Source organism: Pseudomonas sp. HN8-3 (genome assembly GCF_020790195.1).
Taxonomy (GTDB): Bacteria; Pseudomonadota; Gammaproteobacteria; order Pseudomonadales; family Pseudomonadaceae; genus Aquipseudomonas; species Aquipseudomonas synxantha_A.
The window spans coordinates 3,135,466-3,153,083 of sequence record NZ_CP086206.1 but is presented as its reverse complement, the minus strand read 5'-3'; the positions used below and the strand labels follow the sequence as shown (position 1 = coordinate 3,153,083).

Sequence of the window (17,618 nt, the reverse complement as noted above, 5' to 3'; positions counted from 1 at the left end):
ACAAGCTGGCAAGGCGTATGCCAGTTGCAACGTCGGCTGAAAAAGATTGGATGAACGGGCATTCGGCGTGAAACGCTCGTGCACGTCCTTACCTAAAACTTGACCTGAGGCGGAGTTGGAAAGTTTAGATTTTTTGCGGGGTTTTTGTTTTGGAACGGACCCATCGGTCATGAGTCTAGGCCAGATCCCAGAGCCTGCAGGGTTTAGCGCGGTTTTTTGTAGGACAAAATAAATCTAACGATATGCAGCGTGTTCTCTGTAGGAGCGAGCTTGCTCGCGAAAGACTCACAGACGCCGCGTTTATTCAAGAAACATGCTTTATCGTTGACGATTTTCGCGAGCAAGCTCGCTCCTACAGGAAGGCAGGGCCGCACCTTTTTGATGCGTCAGCCCAGCACGCGGATGGGCACGCCATCGGCCCAGGCCTGAATGTCTTCAATCATCTGTTGATAGAACTGCCGGTAATTGTGCTCACTCACATACCCCACGTGTGGCGTGGCCAGCACATTGGGCAAGCGGCGAAATGGATGATCAGTCGGCAGCGGTTCCTGGGCATACACATCCAGCGCCGCCCCGGCCAGGCGGCCACTGCTCAATGCCTGCACCAGCGCCTGCTCATCCACAATCGGCCCGCGCGCGGTGTTCACCAGGTGCGCCGTGGGCTTCATCCACGCCAGAGCCTGGGCATCCACCAGCCCACGGCTGCGCTCACTGAGCACCAGATGGATGGTGAGGATATCCGCCTGTTCAAACAACTCGCGCTTGCTGACCCATGTCACGCCTGCTTCAGCCGCCCGTTGCGGCGTGAGGTTTTCGCTCCAGGCGATCACCCGCATACCGAATGCCTGGGCAAACGTCGCGACTTTCTGGCCGATACTGCCCAGGCCGAGCACGCCCAGGGTCTTGCCATGCAGGTCACCGCCCAGGCCCACCTGCCATCCGCCTGCGCGCAGCGAGTTGGCTTCGGCCAGCAGATTGCGCGTAGAGGCCATGATCAGCGCCCAGGTCAGTTCCGGCGCCGCGTGTTTATAGCTGTCGGTGCCGCACACCTGAATACCCAGGGCCTTGGCGGCGGCAATATCGATGGCAGCATTGCGCATACCGCCGGTGACCAGCAGTTTGAGCTTGGGCAACTCTCGCAGCAGGGCCTCGTCGAAGGTGGACCGTTCGCGCATGACGCAAATCACCTCGAAGCCCTTCAAGCGTTCAACCATTGTCGCCGTATCAGCGGGGTAGTCGTGGAGAAAATGTACCTGGCCCACGCCGTCCAGCGCCGACCAATCCACCACGTCACTGGCGACGTTCTGCCAGTCATCTATCACTGCGATCTGTATCGACATGCCATGGGCCTCGAAATCAAAGGGCATTCATACCCTGCAACAGCGCTTTATGAAACTGCTCCGGTTCTTCCATCTGTGGCGCATGGCCCAGGCCGGGGAATTCCACCAGTGTGGCGTGGGGAATCAGCTTGGCTACCTGCTTGCCCAGCACCTGGTAATTGCCAATCCTGGCCTTGACCGCCGGCGGCGCCACATCTTTGCCGATGGCTGTGGTGTCGCTGGTGCCAATTAGCAACAGGGTGGGCACCTTCAGATCCTTGAATTCGTAGTACACCGGTTGGGTGAAGATCATGTCGTAAATCAATGCCGAGTTCCATGCGACTTGGATATGCCCCGGGCCTTTGTTCAGGCCGGCGAGCATATCCACCCAGCGTTCGTATTCCGGCTTCCAGCGCCCCACGTAATAGGTGTCGCGTTCATATTTGCGCACCCCGTCGGCGCTCAGTTTCAATTCGCGCTGGTACCACTGGTCGACGCTCTGGTAGGGCACACCGAGGGCTTTCCAGTCTTCCAGGCCGATAGGGTTCACCAGTCCAAGCTGTTCGGTTTGCTCGGGGTACATCAAGGCATAGCGGGTGGCAAGCATCCCGCCGGTGGAATGGCCGATCACCGTGGCCTTCTGGATGCCGAGTTTTTCCAGCAGTTGGTGGGTGTTGGCCGCCAATTGCTGGAAGCTGTACTGGTAGTGATCGGGCTTGCTGGAGGTGCAGAAGCCCACCTGGTCCGGCGCGATCACGCGGTAACCGGCGTCGCTCAAGGCCTTGATCGAACCTTCCCAGGTGGCACCGCAAAAGTTCTTGCCGTGCATCAGCACCACGCTGCGGCCGTTGGCTTTGCCTTTGGCAGGCACGTCCATGTAGCCCATTTGCAGGGATTTGCCTTGGGACTGGAAGGTGAAATGTTCAACGGGATGGGGGTATTGAAAACCCTGGAGTTCAGGGCCGTAGCTGGGCCCTTCAGTGGCAGCGAGCACAGGGGCGGTGTTGGCTGTGAGCAGGGCGGCAATGCAGATAATGCGGGCCAGGGGCATGGACGGAGCTCCGAGTAGGGTATTCGGATGCTGTTTGGATGGGATTAAGTGAGAATTAACATTTGTTCTGGAAAGCCCTTTTCAGGCGATATGTCAGGGCGACTACCTTCGGTTTTTCCATTGGCTTTAGATATATTTCCGCGACCTCTTTGAAACGTTGTTAGTATTTGCTGAGTGCTGCCATTCACCCTGAAAAAAGGGACAGTCTACGGTTAAATAGAACTGCCCCCTCTAATTCTCCTGATATTTTTATTTTACATTGGGGCTAGTTCCCTGATGAAATTGAAGGAAGTACGGCCAAAGCGTACCTGATGTTTTCGTTAACGCCCGCGGATTGGCTGACTCCCGTATACATGTTATAGGTTTTAGACCTGCCACCCTGAACCACAGGAGTTATCCAAGCGGGTTGGATCCCGCCACTCCATCTGATAGGTACCTGGCCATACGCCGTGTAGATAGAAGGCCATTTATCTTCCGGGATTTGCGTATACGGTGGTTGGACCCTTTCACTGAAGTTGTGGTGGCCAAAGGGATATTTGTCACCGGCCAATATAACTACATACCAGCAGTTTGATACTGTGACAGGATAGCTGACCTCTTGACTCGCACTGTCCCTCACGTAGACTCGAGTGGTGCCGTTACTTTTGCTTCTGACGTTTCCATTGGCATCTACAACTGCTACTGGAGAGTTTTGTGGTCGAATTGAATAGTAATAAGGAGGCGTTCCACTTGCTGGCTGACGAGTAAGTGCGGCTCCAGGAAAATCAGCAATCTGCAATGCGCCTGTGGAGTTGAAGTGCCAGCCATTCAGGTACATGGTTGAGGTGTCAATGATAAGAGGTTTAGACTCGACGACGGTATAGGTCGTCTTTGGAAACTCAACTGCCCGGCTCTGATCGTCGATACCATTATAGGCCACGTAAAAACTCAACGTTACCTGGCTATTATTTGCCACCCTGTCCAACCAACTACGCAGCACAGCTTTATCTCTCAAACCATTGGCGGCCTCCGTGGCGCTGATCAGTTCGCCCTCCATCACCAGTAGATCTTCTATACCGTCGCTGCTGAGTATCATCCACCCTAGTTGGTCTTTGTCGCTCAAAGGCCACTTATCCACTGATGCCTTGGCGTCGCCGGTAAAACTACCCAGGTTCAGCGTGCCTCCATCAATAATACTGTTGATGAGTGGCTGCGGTAAGTCCGTGGCCGGAATCGTATTGACTTTCACCGTCTGCACCTGCGACGGGCGTGGGGCAGCCACGCCCCTGCTCACCACCGAATACTTCAAGCACACGGTACTGTTCACACTATGGTGCAAGACCTTGGCCGAGGTCAGGTTGAACACTACCGTGCCTCCATCCAGCCCATTCTGGCTGGTTGAATAAGAGGTGCCGTCGGCAAAAAACCAGTCAAGCGTGATGAAGTCTTGGCTACTCATACCGTCATAGCGAACCGTTGCCGTCGTATTGTGTTGAATGGGCAGCGGGTCCACTGTCACATTCGGCCCTGTATCGGTGGTGCCATTGATAAACGGGTGGGGAAGATCTCCTGATAATGCCTGAATGGTGTACGTGCGCCGACGGAAGTGCACTGCATTGGCTTTGTTGGTGCTACGATCGAAACTGGCCCAGAAATCGATGAACAGCGGCATTCCATCCTTGAGTCTGCGCAGATCCGGCGGCGTCGGTGGCATGATGCCCTGACTCTCGCCCTCAGGCGTTACCAGGTTCTCGCTGTAGGTATCCTCAATGTAATCCGCGCCATCGTCGTAGATACCTTCATATCGCATCCACATCCGCTGAAACCGGTGAATGAACGGCCAGATATTGATCAGGGTGCGCTCCCGGCCAGTAAGCTGGGAAATTACCAATACCGGGTTATCATGCCCTTCGATGGTGGGGATCGGTAGCGTGGTCAGGGGCAGTAACAGCAGATCCAGTATGGGCGACGGTATTCTCCGCGTGCCGCGCAGCACAAAGTACTGCACGGGAATCTGGCGGCCTTCGGAAAGAATGTTGGCGCCTACTACTTCGCTCGGTACGTCAAAGTGCACTGTTCTTGAGGTGTTGCCATTCTTGGTTTCTTCATAAGTGCCAATGCCCGGTACGCCGCTGAACACTGCCAGGATCCGGTCGCTGGGTGACATGTTCAGAAACGATACTTCAATCGTTGCTCCGGTCGTTGCGGACTCCGGCCTTAGTAGGTCTGGGTCTCGTGAGGCTTCAAGCACTTCCGGCCTCAACAGCTCACCTATTGCTTTACCGACCGTCACGTCAAGCGTCTCAGAGCGCAGTGTTGTGTTGCCGCGTATGAGGGAATAGCTCAAGCGAATGGAGCCGTTGTTATTCACGTCGACATAATTTCGATCTACCGGAAACGAAATCTCTCCTCCTACCACGACGTTAATCGTGTCGCCTGTGTTGCCACCCACCCCAGAGCCTACCCAGCGCCACACGACGGTGTCACCTCGTTGGAAGGTATAGGGGAGAGTGACATTGACCTGGAAGATCACATCGGCCGGATCGAGGTTGCCATTTTCATCTACTCCCTCAATGTGCGGCGCAGGCAGGTCGGCGCGACGTTCGCCTATTTCTACTATCAGGTGCTCGGATTCGCGCACCGTCAGCACATCGGCTTCCTGTATCGTGTTCACACCGTCATTGACGCGATAAAAGACGTCGATCGGCCCGAGCCCGACGAACTGTGCGAAATTTGCCGGCGTCACAATCCGAAAGCGTGTGGGTGGTGGTGGGTCGCCGGCCTGCTGGGTTTGTTCATAAAACACTAGGCCGCCGCCGGGTCGGTGCGCCTCAAAGCGCAAGGTGACGGGATAGTTCGGACTGTATGGCACGAAGGCCGGGAAGTTGACTTTGAGGTAGGGGACGGTCGGATCGATCAAGCCGCCTTCGTTTTCCTCGATTTCAACTGCAGGCATGTTGGAAACAGTACCAAAAACTGTGACAGACAGACTTTGGGAATAGCCAATCTCAGTGCCTAGCGGGAATTGCAGCGTATAGGAGATTTGCATCGAGCCGTTGATCAGGTCTTCGAGGATGCTGTTCTCGACGGTGGTATATGCCGAACGCCCGGGCCGGGCAGCAAACGCTGGCAATGGGATGGTGACTTTCGTTTTATCTTCGCGTGTACCCACGATGGTAGCTACGATCTGAGTGCCTGCTGGCGTTGGGGAGCCATTCGGGAGCCGTGTGGGCGCAACCACTTCGAGTTCGAAGTGACTCTCTGCGTACTGGTCGAAATCGACGTTATTATTGTCTGTTCCATCCACCAAAAAGTGGGGGCGCATGAGTGCGTCTGGATCCAGGTTACTGTTCAGGTTTACGACCTGAGACCACTGCTGCACTTCCCCTGAGAAGTTCAGCACCAAGTCGTAGATCCGGAACCGGATAGTCAACAGACCGCTACCGCCCAATTCGATGACCTCCCACGGGACGAACACCTCGATAGGCGTCAGTCCCTCGGCCTGATCCGCGTCCAACTGCAGCTCTACCAAACGACCGTTCCAATACAACTCGATGGTGTCCCCTACAAATGCATCTGGGTAGTGATCAATGGTAATGAGCACACCATCACGTGCGCGCTCGGGGTCGAGTACGGCATCTGAGCCACTCAAGTCCTCTGGCAGGTGAAGGACCAGCGCCGAATGGTAGGGGAGTCCTGGGTCCTGATCCACGCCCCCTGGCCGAGTATCTTTCAAGAACCAGGTTTCTTCCTCCGATGTACTTTCAGTGCCAGACCCGTTACGCCTGACCAGGCCATAGCAGGGGTACACAATACCTAGCGGTACATGCTCGCGTAGTACCGAGAGTTGGTAGCGTCTTTGCGTTTCCTCGCCAGCAACAATTTCCCCCCAGGCGACCGGAAAACGCCGATCTCCCATATACCATTCGTAAGAATCGCCGACGTTCTTCGTGGTCCAGCTCTCGAAGGTAATCAGCAAACGGTTTTCGAGGCTGCGTATGCCAACCCCTACATCAGCCAGAAGTTCGGGAAGGGGACGTACAGTGTTGTCGTTGTAGGGCGGCGGCTCCAGGTCTGCGATGCGTGGTGGGTGCAGGATGGGTGGACTGTCTGTGCGTTTATCGGACATGGTGGTGACCCTTCAGGCTGATTTGAGAAACGTGCCAAACAGGGTCAGCAAATATGAGAGAGTGGTCACCGTCTAGCTGTGAGAAATGACAGTGGCGACGAGCGGTCAGCTACTGAATAATGAGTGTCAGCGCGCTATAACGCACGCCCTTGGCCAGGGTTACCAGCAGCAAAAAACGCCACAACGGCTCTCGCATCACCCCGGCCACCAAGGTCAGCGGGTCGCCGATGATAGGTACCCAACTGAGCAACAGCGTCCAATGCCCCCAACGCAGGTAATGCCCGCGGGCTCTATCCAGCTGCTTGGCACTCACCGGAAACCAGCGCCGTTCCTTGAAGCGCTCTACCGAACGCCCCAGCAGCCAATTGACCACCGACCCCAGCACGTTGCCCAACGTGGCGATACCCAGCAGCAGCCACAGGTTGTAATGCCCGCTGATCAGCAGGCCGACCAGCACGGCTTCAGATTGCAGGGGCAATAACGTTGCGGCGCCAAACGCCGCGACGAACAGCCCCAGGTAACCCGTCAGCACCGGTCAGTGGGCCGGGTAGTCGGCCACCACCACATCCTTGCCTTCACGGGTCAGACCGATGACTTGATACGCCTCGCTACGCCCTTCCACTTCCATACCCGGCGAGCCCAAAGGCATGCCCGGTGCGGCAAGACCCAGCAGGTCATGACGCTGGCGCAAGGCCAACACCTGCTCGGCGGGTACATGGCCTTCGACGAACTTGCCGTCGATCACAGCGGTATGGCACGAACCGAGGCGCGGGGCGACGCCCAGGCGTTGCTTGACCGCGCTCATGTCTGCTTCAACGTGGTCGTTGACCTTGAAACCGTTGTTTTCCAGATGGCTGATCCATTTTTTGCAGCAACCGCAATTGGCATCGCGGTGTACATCGATGGGAATCAGCTCGGCGGCCTGGGCCAGGGGGGTGGCAAGCAGGGTGCAGAGCAAGGCCAGTCGCAATGGGTTTTTCATCAGGGGTCTCACTGAAAGCGCAGCAATAAACCGCGCATTCTCCCTGCTTTTTACACTGATACGCGCTGGTAATGTTTCTAAATTATACGAAGCCTGGGCTTTCCAACCGCTGCTTGAGCTGGTCCAGGGCAATGGCGGAGAGTTTGATCATGCGTTTGTGCAAGGTAGCGAGTTGCAGTTCGGTTTCATACGTCAATACGCGCTTGAACCGAGTGCCACCCTGATGGGCTTGCAAAAAATAATGGATACAACCGTCCACCGCCAGTGAGGTGAACACGGTCCTGAACTCATCGGGGCAGCGGGCAATTTGCACGCGGTAGCTCATGGATACGCGAATGCCCAGCAGGTCGATGTCTTCAGTAAAGCGCGAGCCGACCGGTAATGAGCCGCGGGTGCCGGTGTCGGCGCTGAGGGAGGTGGGGTGCCATTCGTGCCAGCGGTCGGGCTGGGTAACATAGTCGTAGACAATTTCGATTGGGGCCTGGATGAAGCGTTCCTGACTGATCTGCTCCAAGCGGATCGGCTGCTCAGTCGCGTGCATGACACACCTCCTGTGTGGCGGGTTTTTACACTGGGAGCTGTCAGAATAGTCTGGCTCCCGCGCTTCGCACGGGAGTATTCAGGCCGTTGATCAGCACGCTGAAAATTAGATATCCAACAGGGCCATCACTTCCTTGGGGTAGCGCAAACCGGCGGTTGCATCGGCCGGGAAGATTGCATCCAGCCCAGCCAGTTCGTCCTTGCTGAGGGTGATCGATACCGCCGCGACATTCTCTTGCAAGTAGGTACGCCGCTTGGTCCCGGGGATTGGGATGATGTAGTCACCTTGGGCCAATACCCAGGCCAGTGCCAGTTGCTCGGCCGTCACGGATTGGTTGGTGCACTTGCGTGCTCGGCCCGGCACGGGTTTACAAGGTTAGGCTTGTGCCCTGCGATAGGCGCCAGGTTGCTGCCCGGTGACTTTATTAAAGGCCCGGGTAAATGCGGCCACCGACTGATACCCGGCTGCCAGCGAGACCTCGGCCACGGTCTGGTCCGCCTTGAGCAGCCCACAGGCATGGCGCATACGTATCACCAGCAATACCTGCCCCGGCGACTGCCCGCATAACTCCCTGAAACGCTTGAAAAACGCCGAACGGGATAACCCCGTGCACGCCGCCATGCTTTCCAGGCTCCAGGGCTCGGCCGGGCGCGCAATCAGCTGCTCCAGCAGGCCGGCAAATGCCGGTTGCCGGCCCAGCGCTGCCAGGCCGCCCAGCTCGGTGTTGTCGATGACTTGCTGGCGCAGTACATATAAAAACAACAAGTGGCAAAGACGTTCGAGCAAGGCCGAGGAGGGCGCGGGTAGGCGCTCGCACTCCTGCAGGATCAATTCGAACAGATTGCGCGCAGCGGTCAACGATGGATCACCGGCACGCAGGATGATCCAGGCGGGCAGGCTGTCGACAATCATCGCCGACAAGCCGGATTGGAAATGGAAGAAGCCGCAAACCAGGCCCACGCCATCCATGGCACTGCTATCGAGGGGCAGCATCGGCCGGCGAGGGCACTCTTGGGCGCTTGCCGCGATACTTTCCCCGGACAACCGATAGGCCAGGTCACGCAGTAGAAACACGGCGTCACCATTGTTCAGGTGCCGGGACGTTGGATCACCGTCGATATGCAGCCAGCAATCGCCCTGCACGATCAAATGGAAGCTTGCCTGGGCCAGGCTGTGCGTGCTGGCGTGCCAGTCACCGCAGTAGCGGCCGACGTGAAACAAATTGGTATTGAGTTCAAGGCTATCTAATAACCAATCGACAAGAGTGCTGGACGAATTCATCTAATGGAAAGACTCAAGAGCAAGTAATCGCTACTTTAGCCTATTGAGCGATTTTTTTAGAACCAACAGACTGGCGCACTCGAACCCAACAGGAGACCACTCCATGTCCCGTGTACCGTTGCTCACCCCTGACACCGCCCCGGAAGCGGCGAAACCTTTCCTGGAAAATGCGCAGAAGGCCTCGGGTTTCATTCCTAATCTGCTGGCGGTGTTGGCCAATGCACCGGCGGCGCTGGAAACCTATATCACTGTCTCCGGCTTGAATGCCAAGGCCGAACTGAGCCTGGCCGACCGCGAAGTGGTGCAGTTGATTGCTGCTACTACCCACGGGTGCGATTTCTGTGTCGCCGGCCACACCGCCGTTGCGCGCAACAAGGCCAAGCTGCCCGAGAACGTGATCGAGGCCCTGCGCCGGCTGGGTGAGCTGCCTGATACTCGCTATGAGACACTCGCCGCCTTTACCCGCGAAGTGATCGCCACTCGGGGTGATGTCAGCGATGCCGGCTTTGAGGCGTTTCTCGCGGCCGGCTATACCAAGGGCCACGCGCTGGAGGTCATCCTGGGCGTAAGCCTGGCAACCCTGTGCAATTTCGCTAACGTGTTTGCCCGTACCCCGCTGAACCCGGAACTGGCGCAGTACCGCTGGGAAAAACCGGCAAGCTGAATCGGCGTTGGTCCACCTGCTGTAAAAGGAGAGACATGAATGCTTGACCCAATCTTGAGCCGTTGGCTCGATGTTCAAGCGCAGGCCCTGGACGTGGGCAGTTGCGATCCACAGGAAGTGCTGCCACGCCTGGCAGAAGCCAATATTCTGAAAATCGGTGTGCCCACCCAACTGGGCGGGCTGGGCGGTGATGTGGCGGGTGCGGTCGAGGCCATCGCCAATGTGGCCAGCCATTCCCTGGCGGCGGCATTTGTGTGCTGGGGCCAGCGCTCGTTTATCGAGTACTTGTTGCAGAGCCCCAATCAGCGCCTGCGCGAACACCTGATGCCGGACCTGCTCAGCGGCAAGTTGGCCGGAGCCACCGGGCTGTCGAATGCGATGAAGTTCATATCGGGTATCGAGTCGTTGCAGATCAGCGCCGAGCCCAACGAGCATGGCTGGACGCTCAACGGTCGTCTGCATTGGGTGACCAACCTGCGCAAGAATGGTTTTGTCGCCGCAGCTGCTATCGAACATGCGGGCGGTGGTACGCCGTTTATCCTGGCGATCCCGGATTCAGTGGCGGGCTTGCAGCGCTCCCGCGATCTGGAGCTGCTTGGGTTGCAATCGAGCAACACCGCTGCCCTTGGCCTGGAAGGCGTGGAGCTGAGCCGTGACTGGTTGCTGCACGAGGACGCGCGCAAGTTCCTGCCGGCAGTGCGCCCGGCGTTCCTTGGTTTGCAGTGCGGCATGTCGATTGGCCTGGCCCGCCGCTCCCTGGCCGAGGTGGCCAATCATCTGGGGGCCAGCCGTACGGTGTTGCGCGAAGAGCTGGAAGCCTTGCGGGCGACGCTGGACCATCTGGTCAGCGAGCTCAAGAGCGGGTTGCTGGCTGGGCGTTTTGCTGCCGAGCCGATCCCCTTGTTCAAGCTGCGCATTGCCCTGGCAGAAACCGCCGCCAGCGCCGTGCAGCTTGAACTGCAGGCCAGTGGCGGCAAAGCCTACCTCACCGCCCACGGTAGTGGCTTTGCGCGGCGCTGGCGCGAGTCGGCATTTGTGCCGATTGTGACGCCCAGCCTGGTGCAACTGCGCACTGAGTTGCAGCGCCAGGCCAACCTATGAGCCAGGCGGTCATGACGGCCCAGGGGATTTGCCTGGGGTATGCTAGCGGCCCGGTACTGCAAGGGTTTGACTTGCAGTTGCAGGCGGGCGAAGTGGTGTCGATCCTGGGGCCCAGCGGCGTGGGCAAATCCAGCCTGCTGCGTGTGCTTGCCGGCTTGCAGCTACCCCAGGCCGGTCGTGTGCACGTGCTGGGCGAACCCTTGAGCGGTCCGCACCCACGGGTGGCGGTGGCCTTTCAAGACCCCAGCCTGTTGCCCTGGTTGAACCTGGAAAAAAACGTCGCCTTCGGCCTGGACTTCGCCCGCCAGCCGCACTTGAGTGTTGAAGAGCGCCGCCGTCGTGTCGACCACGCCATCGCGGCGGTAGGCCTGGAACATGCGCGCCAGCAGTTCCCGGCGCAACTGTCCGGCGGCATGGCCCAGCGCACCGCGCTGGCCCGCTGCCTGGCCCGCCAGCCTCAAGTGCTGCTGCTGGATGAACCCTTCGGTGCGCTGGACGAAGTGACCCGCGCCGACATGCAGCACCTGCTGCTCAAGGTCAACCGTGAGCAAGGTTCGGCGGCGGTATTGATCACCCATGACATTGACGAAGCGCTACTGCTGTCCGACCGCATCCTGCTACTGGGTAACCGCCCGGCGCGGACGTTGGGTGAATGGCATATCGACTTGCCGCAACCTCGGGACGAACAGGTCGAGGCCATCGGCGCGCTGCGTATCGATATTCTGAAAACCTTACGGCAGGCGAGCCGCCCTCAACCCAACCCCCTTGAACAACAGGAGCTTAGCCATGTGTCTGGATGACCTGACCCACTCGCGCCGTGACTTTCTCAAACTCTCGGCGGTGCTCAGTGCCGCCGGCGCCTTGCCGCTGTTGAGCAGCCTGCAGGCGCGCGCCGCCACTGAGCCCGACGCGCCGGTGCGTATCGGTTATCTGCCGATCACCGACGCTACGCCGTTGCTGGTTGCCCACAACAACGGCCTGTTCGAAGCCGAAGGCATCAAGGCCGAACGTCCGGTGCTGTTGCGCAGTTGGGCTCAGGTGATCGAGGCGTTCATCTCAGGGCAGGTCAACGTGATTCATCTGCTGTCACCGATGACCGTGTGGGCGCGCTACGGCAGCAAGGTGCCGGCCAAAGTCGTGGCCTGGAACCATGTGGGCGGCTCGGGCCTGACCGTATCGCCAGGCATAACCGACGTGAAGCAACTGGGCGGCAAGTCGGTGGCGATTCCGTTCTGGTACTCGATCCATAACGTGGTGGTGCAGCAACTGTTCCGCGACAACGGCCTCACGCCGGTGACGCGTGCGACCGGCAGTTCGATTGCCGCCAATGAAGTCAACCTGATCGTATTACCGCCGTCGGACATGCCGCCCGCACTGGCCAGCAAGCGCATCGACGGCTATATCGTCGCCGAGCCGTTCAACGCGCTGGCCGAGAACCTCAAGGTCGGCCGCGTGCAGCGCTTTACCGGTGATGTATGGCGCAACCACGCGTGCTGCGTGGTGTTCATGCACGAGCACGACCTGACCAACCGCCCGGAGTGGTCGCAGAAGGTGGTGAACGCCATCGTCAAGGCCCAGGTGTGGACCCGCGACAACCGCGAAGAGGCGGTGAAACTCTTGTCCAAGGATGGCCCGAACCGTTACACGCCACACGCCGAGCCGGTGTTGAGCAAAGTCCTGGCCCCGGCTGCCAGCGACCGCGCCGCCTATTTGGCGGACGGGGCGATCCAGCATGCCAATTGGGACGAGCACCGCATCGATTTCCAGCCTTATCCATTTCCGAGCTATACCGAGGAACTGGTGCGGCGCTTGAAGGACACTCTGATCGAAGGCGACAAGAAATTCCTCGCTGACCTCGATCCGGCGTTTGTCGCCAAGGACCTGGTGGATGATCGCTTTGTGCGTCAGGCGATCGAAGCGGTGGGCGGCATGAAAACCTTCGGCTTGCCGGACGGCTATGAGCGGCATGAGGAGATTGGCGTTTGAACAACGGTAGAATCCTGGGCTGGTCGCTGGGGTTGAGCGGCTTGGCAGGTTTGATGTTGCTGTGGTGGCTGGGTGTGAAAGTGTTCGGCGAGGCCGATGGCCTGTCGGCGCGCTTTTCGCTGGCGGCCACCGCAAGCAGCCTGTGGGAATTGCTTGGCCGCAGTGAGCTGTACCTGCACATCGCCGTGAGCCTCAAGCGTATCTTTGTCGGGCTGTTTCTTGCGCTGTTGATCGGGGTGCCACTGGGTCTGCTGGTGGGCAGTTCGCGCAATCTGGAGGCGGCGACTACGCCGGCCTTCCAGTTTCTGCGGATGATCTCGCCCCTGTCCTGGATGCCTATCGTGGTGATGCTCATGGGGGTAGGCGACCAGCCGATCTATTTCCTGCTGGCGTTTGCCGCGGTATGGCCGATCGTGCTCAACACCGCAGCCGGCGTGCGTCAACTCGACCCGCGTTGGTTGCAGTTGAGCAAGAGCCTGAGTGCCACGCGCTGGGAGACGTTGCGTCGAGTCATCATTCCTGGTGTGGTCGGGCATGTGCTGACCGGCGTACGCCTGGCCATCGGTATCCTATGGATCGTGCTGGTGCCGTGCGAGATGCTCGGGGTCAGTGCAGGGCTGGGCTATTACATCCTCGATACCCGTGATCGCCTGGCGTATTCGGAGTTGATGGCGATGGTGGTGGTGATCGGGCTGTTGGGGTTCGCGCTGGATGCGCTGGCACGTGGGCTGCACCAGCGCTGGGTGCAGCGGGGATAAACACGCACATTCGAGCGACACACTGTCGCTCGAAGCGCAGGGCAGGGTTAAACCTGAATAACCAGGTCACCTGGCAAGTCTGTGGGGGAGAGAGGGTTTCCTACGTTGGGCGAAGGTTTGTCGAAGACCCCGATACTGATGCTGCCTGTCATCTCGGCCAAGCCCGGAACACCCTCAGTGGTATTCATGTGTGATTGACCGACCAAGGCAAGCCACTTTTCCGTTCCGGAGTTGGCCTGGATCACTTCTGACGCATAGTAATTGAACTCTTCGAGGCGTTGCCTGGAGCCGAACCCTGTCTCGGTGCGGCCTAGTTTTGCGTCTTTATGCCGGGTTAAATAATAGTGATCAAGCGGCAACACTTCGATGCCATGCAATTCGAATTTGGCTTTGAGCTCGTCAAATGTCGGTTGGGTGCGAGGGAGGTCGGGATTGGCAAGGTTGCCGATGCCATCATCGACAATGCCCTTGGAAGGTAAGTCGATGACGCCCTCGAAATAGATCTTCTTCACCCCCTCCTGTTTGAATTTCTCAACGTTGTCGAAGAGCAACTTAAAGCTGGCCATCTCTTTATGGGACTCTCCGAACACGATGCCATTGGAAACTTTCAGTGCCTCTGTGATCACTTCGGCTGCGGGCGCGGTCTTGGAGATTTGCGGCGCCACTATGCGTGGTGGCAGGGCGCCCTCTTTGAGGGCGTCATAGGTCTCGTACATTTCCTCGATGAATTTTTTCAGGGTTTCATCTTTGCCGTCACCGCGCAGGAAGTGCCCTGGCTCCAGTTTCCCTTTCATGCTTTCTACATAGCTGCCTTTGGGCAGCTCCTTTCTTGTGACTTTGCTGCTGATCCTGGGACGTGTAGGTCGACCTATCGGGTCGAATCGATGCGCTTGCGAATGACTCGGGGCGTATGCCACAGGCATGTAAGTATGCGTCGGAACGAACGCATCGAGAGGCGGGCCGTAAGGCTCCCGGGTGCCCGCATCCACGGCGTACCATTTGCCCTCATGTAGAACGGCAGAGGCTTCCAGGTTTTTGTCACCACGCTTGAACAGGCCGATAGCGACATCATCGAAGGGCGCGCCTGCCTCGATCAGGTCGCTGCCCCTGGCCATGCCTCGCAGACGCTGTATGCCGTCACCGGCGGCGCCGGCACCTGCCAGGGCCAGCTTGCCGGCGCCCACCGCCGCATCGCCTAAACCACCCAGCGGATTGAAAGCGCTCAAGACGTCGGCGCCGATTATTCGGGTGGCGCGCGCCAGTTTGCTGATGGCGTTGCTGGTTTTATGCGCGCCCTTCAGCAGTTTTGACGCGGTGCCCACGCCGGCAGTGAGAAAACCGAAGGCGTCAAATGCCAGATCGACAGCCGCATCTTTATAGTTGCCGTTACGCCAATTGACGATGGCCGTTCTCAGCGGAATCAGGTCGAGGATAAATTCGCCGATGGTATTGAGGGTGTCACGGTTCCTTTCCGTAGACGTCCTACCTTCTGCTTGCCGCCTGACGGCGTCACTGTCGACGCCTTGCGCGTTGACTATCATCTGGGCGATGTCGTGGATGCGTGGGTTTTTGAATGTATTGACAGGGGGGCCTTCTCGGGTCTTTTCGACACCCAGATTATTCAGGTTCTTGCTGAGTGGGAGCGCTTCGATCTTGGTGACTTCATTGGCTATGTATTCATCCGCTGCGATGCGTCCCGAAGAAGCTTTTTTGATAGTCGCGGTGACCGGGTCGAATTCGTAAACGTGTTTCTCGCCCTTGAGCTCTGCTTGCATCAAAACTCTTGGGCTGGTGTGGAACAGTTTGTTTGGCCAAAACGGAATAGGCGAGCTGCGGTAGGTGTTCTCTTGATAAAAACTAAGCTTTGCGTTGTTTAAAATCTCTCGATCTGCGACAGGCAACTGGGTAATGGCATTCATCCACGTGTAATGGTGGATTTTTTTACAATGGGTCGTTACTTCGGCGAATTGTTTATCAAATTCCTGGGGGACGTTGAAGTGTGGGCTGTGGGTGAAAAGAGCGACGGCACCCAGGTTGACGCCCTTGGTGTTATTGCGGATCACCCAGTCGTTGGTGTTGATTTTCAGCCCTTGCATGGTGAGCTCGCGCAGCGAGTAGAGAGGGCCGAAGCGTTGGCCCTTGAGCCCCATCTTGTGATAATTCAGACAAAAGAGTTTGTCATCCAGAGGAAAGTCATCACCCAAGTGCTGCTCGATTCGTTCTTGTGCCATTCTTTCTCGATTCGGCAAGGGCTTGTCGAGCAAAGCGGACGCCTCTTTCAACGCTTCATGTTGAGCATTGAAAGCTGTGCGGGCGTACTCGAAATCCTCCGCGGTGTAGTGTGCGTCGTCGAAGCGGTAAATCACGTCGTTGGCCACACACCAGTCAATCAGTGCATTTTTCTTTGCCGCTTCACTGGCTGGGTATTGCGACGGGTCTGCGCACATCACTTCGGCGAAGTTCATGTTCATCGTCCTCCCGGGCGTGTGGGCTTCGATACCGGCCACCGCGATACATAAGTTTGCCCACGCCTGGCTGTGGCAACGTACTGACGCTGGAATGTCTTTGATCAAAAACTGGGGGGCGACCCGCATCAGCAGCAACCGGGCTGCCAGCGCGGCGGTAGCAGGGGAAGTACGGCCAGTGCTGCTCAGGTGATTGGCAAGGGCCTCAACCACGGAGGCGGGCGATGAGTCCCTGTGGATTTCGACGCCCAAATCAAAGCCGGCCACTATGTTTCGATTGGATTTTTGATCCAGCGCTTCAGGGTCGAGGCTCAAATGGATGGTCGCCAGCACATAGTCATTGGCGCTGCTGCTTGTGGCAATCCCGCCCACACTGGCTTGAACCGCGGCGCCTAGCGCTGCGGCTTGCGGTGAGTCGAGCAGTTTCTCCAGCGCGGCAGCAGGGTCTTGCATCAGTTGTGGAGACAGGGTGACGGCGTTGGCAAGGTAGTCCAGGGCGCCGACGCCAGGCTTGGGCAGTGGCAAGCCTGGCAGATTCGCGCTATTCGACGCGATGACATTGTAGGCCGTGCGCTGATGTTCAATGCTCAATGGCAGTGTCCAGGCCAGAGCACCACTCAAGTTGCCCAATGGGTGCTTCTGGACGTGCTCGCAGAGGTTCTGGGCAAGCTCCTGCAGCTCTACTCGGGTCTTGGGATAGTAAGGGCTTGCTGCTTTGATGAGCGATTCGAGGCTGGCGGTGCGTGGGGACGCATCGGCGGACGCAAGCGTGAGATGGGTGGACAGGAAATACGCGGCCACGGCCTCTGGTGTTGCGTCTTCGGGCAGTTTCTCCAGCGCCGTATCGAGGGCCTTGGCAAGGTTATGCAGCTCCTGGCGGTCGCTTAATTTTTTTCTCAGTGTCTGGCGTCCATCCGGCAGCGCTGGCTCAGCGGTGGCGGTGGTATCGCCCACCTGAGCGTCAACATCTGGCGGTGTTTGGGGAAGGTCGGTAGATAGCGGCGAAAATTGCAAACTACGAAGTGGGGCAGCATGTTGAATGTTCACAGTCACTCACCTTTCAGGCATGGAAACGTCAACGCTCCAAAAGGCTACATACCTGTAGCCTGAGCGCACTGATTCGTGTGCGCTCTGGGCATTACGGTTCCCGCATGGCTACCTGTGGTGTGTGAGAAATCAAGTCAGCAAGACGCGAGAAGATTGCCCTCTCAACGATTAAAACCGACGGCCCGTGTGAGCGCCGAACAAGCCAAAATTTTTGATCGCCTGTAACATGAGACGCAGCCGACCCGGTTCGTCCCGATTTTCGGGTACGTGCGGCGAAACACAGCGGATACATTCTTTAAGGTTCAGGAACTTCGT

13 protein-coding genes and 1 pseudogene are annotated in these 17,618 nt (G+C 58.0%); 5 read left to right on the top strand and 9 right to left on the bottom strand.

Going from position 1 to position 17,618, the window contains the following annotated elements; all coding sequences use genetic code 11:
- Positions 1-386: 386 nt before the first annotated feature.
- From LJX92_RS13855 to LJX92_RS13820, 8 genes and pseudogenes are all read right to left on the bottom strand, one after another.
- The gene (locus LJX92_RS13855; RefSeq protein WP_228308412.1) at positions 387-1,340 is read right to left on the bottom strand and encodes a D-2-hydroxyacid dehydrogenase family protein; all 954 of its coding nucleotides are present in this window, start codon (positions 1,338-1,340) and stop codon (positions 387-389) included.
- 16 nt (positions 1,341-1,356) lie between these two features.
- On the bottom strand, positions 1,357-2,370 hold the full coding sequence (locus tag LJX92_RS13850) for an alpha/beta fold hydrolase (protein ID WP_148853968.1): 1,014 nt from the start codon (positions 2,368-2,370) through the stop codon (positions 1,357-1,359).
- A 265-nt stretch (positions 2,371-2,635) separates the two neighbouring features.
- Positions 2,636-6,478: a hypothetical protein gene (locus LJX92_RS13845; RefSeq protein WP_228308411.1), complete on the bottom strand. Its 3,843-nt coding sequence runs from the start codon at positions 6,476-6,478 to the stop codon at positions 2,636-2,638.
- Positions 6,479-6,587: 109 nt separating this feature from the next.
- Positions 6,588-7,010, bottom strand: a complete 423-nt coding sequence (locus LJX92_RS13840) for a YqaA family protein (RefSeq protein WP_148854357.1) — start codon at positions 7,008-7,010, stop codon at positions 6,588-6,590.
- Positions 7,011-7,013: 3 nt separating this feature from the next.
- Positions 7,014-7,460, bottom strand: a complete 447-nt coding sequence (locus LJX92_RS13835; protein ID WP_032875638.1) for a DUF411 domain-containing protein — start codon at positions 7,458-7,460, stop codon at positions 7,014-7,016.
- A gap of 82 nt (positions 7,461-7,542) precedes the next feature.
- On the bottom strand, positions 7,543-8,001 hold the full coding sequence (locus LJX92_RS13830; protein ID WP_032875636.1) for an SRPBCC family protein: 459 nt from the start codon (positions 7,999-8,001) through the stop codon (positions 7,543-7,545).
- A gap of 105 nt (positions 8,002-8,106) precedes the next feature.
- Positions 8,107-8,337: pseudogene (locus tag LJX92_RS13825) on the bottom strand (aldo/keto reductase); the annotation flags it as partial.
- Positions 8,338-8,376: 39 nt separating this feature from the next.
- Positions 8,377-9,282 carry an AraC family transcriptional regulator gene (locus LJX92_RS13820; protein ID WP_228308409.1) on the bottom strand — a complete coding sequence of 302 codons (906 nt, stop codon included), beginning with the start codon at positions 9,280-9,282 and terminating at the stop codon, positions 8,377-8,379.
- Between the two features lie 103 nt (positions 9,283-9,385).
- Here LJX92_RS13820 and LJX92_RS13815 point away from each other — a divergent pair, with 103 nt between their 5' ends.
- Genes LJX92_RS13815 through LJX92_RS13795 form a run of 5 tightly spaced genes read left to right on the top strand, consistent with a single transcriptional unit; the run spans position 9,386 to position 13,791 of the window.
- Positions 9,386-9,946 (top strand): carboxymuconolactone decarboxylase family protein, encoded by a 561-nt coding sequence (locus LJX92_RS13815; RefSeq protein WP_032875627.1) that lies wholly within the window; start codon positions 9,386-9,388, stop codon positions 9,944-9,946.
- 39 nt (positions 9,947-9,985) lie between these two features.
- Positions 9,986-11,047 carry an acyl-CoA dehydrogenase family protein gene (locus tag LJX92_RS13810; protein ID WP_032875625.1) on the top strand — a complete coding sequence of 354 codons (1,062 nt, stop codon included), beginning with the start codon at positions 9,986-9,988 and terminating at the stop codon, positions 11,045-11,047.
- Complete coding sequence (locus LJX92_RS13805) at positions 11,044-11,847, top strand: ABC transporter ATP-binding protein (protein ID WP_005788050.1); 804 nt, start codon at positions 11,044-11,046, stop codon at positions 11,845-11,847. Before LJX92_RS13810 ends, LJX92_RS13805 begins: the two co-directional genes overlap by 4 nt.
- Positions 11,834-13,033 (top strand): ABC transporter substrate-binding protein, encoded by a 1,200-nt coding sequence (locus LJX92_RS13800; protein ID WP_228308407.1) that lies wholly within the window; start codon positions 11,834-11,836, stop codon positions 13,031-13,033. The genes LJX92_RS13805 and LJX92_RS13800 overlap by 14 nt, the downstream gene beginning before the upstream one ends.
- Before the next feature lie 53 nt (positions 13,034-13,086).
- Positions 13,087-13,791 carry an ABC transporter permease gene (locus tag LJX92_RS13795; protein WP_177464484.1) on the top strand — a complete coding sequence of 235 codons (705 nt, stop codon included), beginning with the start codon at positions 13,087-13,089 and terminating at the stop codon, positions 13,789-13,791.
- A gap of 47 nt (positions 13,792-13,838) precedes the next feature.
- Here LJX92_RS13795 and LJX92_RS13790 read toward each other — a convergent pair whose 3' ends face one another.
- On the bottom strand, positions 13,839-17,303 hold the full coding sequence (locus LJX92_RS13790) for a membrane-targeted effector domain-containing toxin (protein ID WP_228308406.1): 3,465 nt from the start codon (positions 17,301-17,303) through the stop codon (positions 13,839-13,841).
- Between the last annotated feature and the right edge of the window lie 315 nt (positions 17,304-17,618).